The organism is Vibrio sp. 10N.261.51.A4, from assembly GCF_041471945.1.
GTDB lineage: Bacteria > Pseudomonadota > Gammaproteobacteria > Enterobacterales > Vibrionaceae > Vibrio > Vibrio crassostreae_C.
Genome location: NZ_JBFRPJ010000042.1, coordinates 1 through 2,084, shown reverse-complemented (window position 1 = coordinate 2,084; position 2,084 = coordinate 1). Strand labels below are relative to the sequence as shown.

Annotated in this window: 1 protein-coding gene; it reads left to right on the top strand. The window is 47.6% G+C overall.

Going from position 1 to position 2,084, the window contains the following annotated elements; genetic code table 11:
* Positions 1–273: 273 nt before the first annotated feature.
* Entirely contained in the window at positions 274–1,983 is a 1,710-nt protein-coding gene (locus tag AB4384_RS10085) for a chitinase (protein ID WP_372111249.1), read from the top strand.
* Positions 1,984–2,084 lie beyond the last annotated feature (101 nt).

Genomic DNA, 2,084 nt, shown 5'->3' with positions numbered 1-2,084 from the left:
CGTATTTTAGGACGAGACACGATTGATTATATTGATTCATTACATTAAAGGCTTATGAGCAATACCTCGAAATCAAATGAACAATAACTAGAAACCAAATGAGTTGGAAACTAGATATCAGCTCAAGAAACCATGAGACGCTTTGTTGTGCTGAGCCATGTATCAAAAAGATCACTCGCACTTTTTATAAATTCACACAGCTACAGCTAGGCCATTCCACATGTGAAGCATACTCTTTGATGGACTTATTAAGGACAGATAAGAGAATCCATCATGTTAAAAATCAAATATTTGGCGACAGTACTGGGCTGCACATTAGCAGCGCAAAGTCATGCGTCTTTGAACATTCAACCTGATCCGCAAAACCCGAATGGTTACCTTGTTGAAAAGTCGGCTCTACAAGCTGCTGAACAAGCGAAAACATCCGATCCTATGTATGCGATCTGGTCACAGGCCCTTCAAACTCGCCCGAATACAATCGTTGAAGCGATTGAACCCGGTTCCCCCTCGAATCCTGAAAACATAAAGCGTGTAGAGCGCGTGTTCCCTCAATCTGAATGGGACTTCCTCACTCAGATGGCAGCGCCAGAATACACCTACACTCGCTTCTTACGTGCGATCGGTAAATTCCCAGCGTTCTGTGGAGAGTACACCGATGGCCGTGATTCTGATGCTATCTGTAAAAAATCCATCATCACGGCCTTTGCTCACTTTTCACAAGAGACGGGTGGGCATATCGCGATAGACAACACCTCTGATAATCCATTAGCTCTAGAAGAGTGGCAGCAAGCGCTGGTGCATGTTCGCGAAATGGGTTGGTCTGAAGGCCAAGAAGGTTACACCACCGGTTGTGGTCAGAACGATTGGCAGAATGCCCGTTGGCCATGTGCTGCGGGACAGGGCTACTTCGGACGTGGTGCTAAACAGCTTTCTTACCATTTTAATTATGGCGCGTTCTCTGAAGTGATGTTTGATGGTGACGCGACGGTGCTTCTCAACAATCCGGGCTTAGTGGCGGACTCTTGGTTGAACTTAGCTTCTGCTATTTGGTTTTTCCTTACCCCTCAAGCACCTAAACCAGCTATGCTGCATGTCATCGACCGCACTTGGACGCCATCTCAACGCGAATTGGATGCGGGTATTGGTTATGGCTTTGGTACCACAATCAACGTGATCAATGGTGGTATTGAATGTGGCGAGCAGAACAAAGACAAAGGCCAACCCGTTAACCGTATTCGTTATTGGGAAGGGTTAGCAGCGCACTATGAAATTCCGGTAGAAGCGGATGAAGCCAATACTTGTTGGCAGCAAACGCCTTACGGAAGCTTAAACCTCAACGGAGCAACGGATGTGTTGTACACCAACTGGGATGGTAACTGGAAATACTACGCAGACCGCCCAGAAGGTTACTCGTTTGAGTGTGAGCTTGTTGGTTTCCAAACGGCTTATTCCGCACTGGTGGCTGGTGATTACGAGAAGTGTGTGACCAACTTCTATGGTTCTCATGCGAGTTGGCCTGAAGTGAAAGTTGTCGATAAGCTGGATCCGGTAGATCCTGGTACTGATCCGGGTGGTAATGGTTGGAGTGCGACCAAGGTTTACAACGCGGGTGACCAAGTGACTCACAACGGTGCAACCTATGAAGCGAAATGGTGGACACAAGGGGATGACCCTACCAATGGCGGCCCTTGGAAATTGATTGTTGGAGAGCCAACACCACCCGTGACAGATCCATCGCCAGTTGATCCTGCACCAGTCGATCCTACACCTGTTGACCCAACACCAGTTGAACCACCTGTTACCGAGCCGCCTGTCGTTGTTGACCCATCGCTATTTGTCACATGGCAAGCGGGTGTTAGCCAAGTGAGTAACGGTGACAAAGTGACGCATAACGGCAAGTGCTTCGTGGCTAAAAACGGCCCAGGTGTTTGGGAAAGCCCAGTTCAATCGAATTGGTTCTGGGATGAAATCAGCTGTAATTGATCGTCTGAATACTGAAGAGGTGGCCTAAGTTACGAGCTCAGTAGTACGACCATAGCGATATAAATAATCAAAAGCCGAAAGTTTTGAAGTGACCCCGTAAA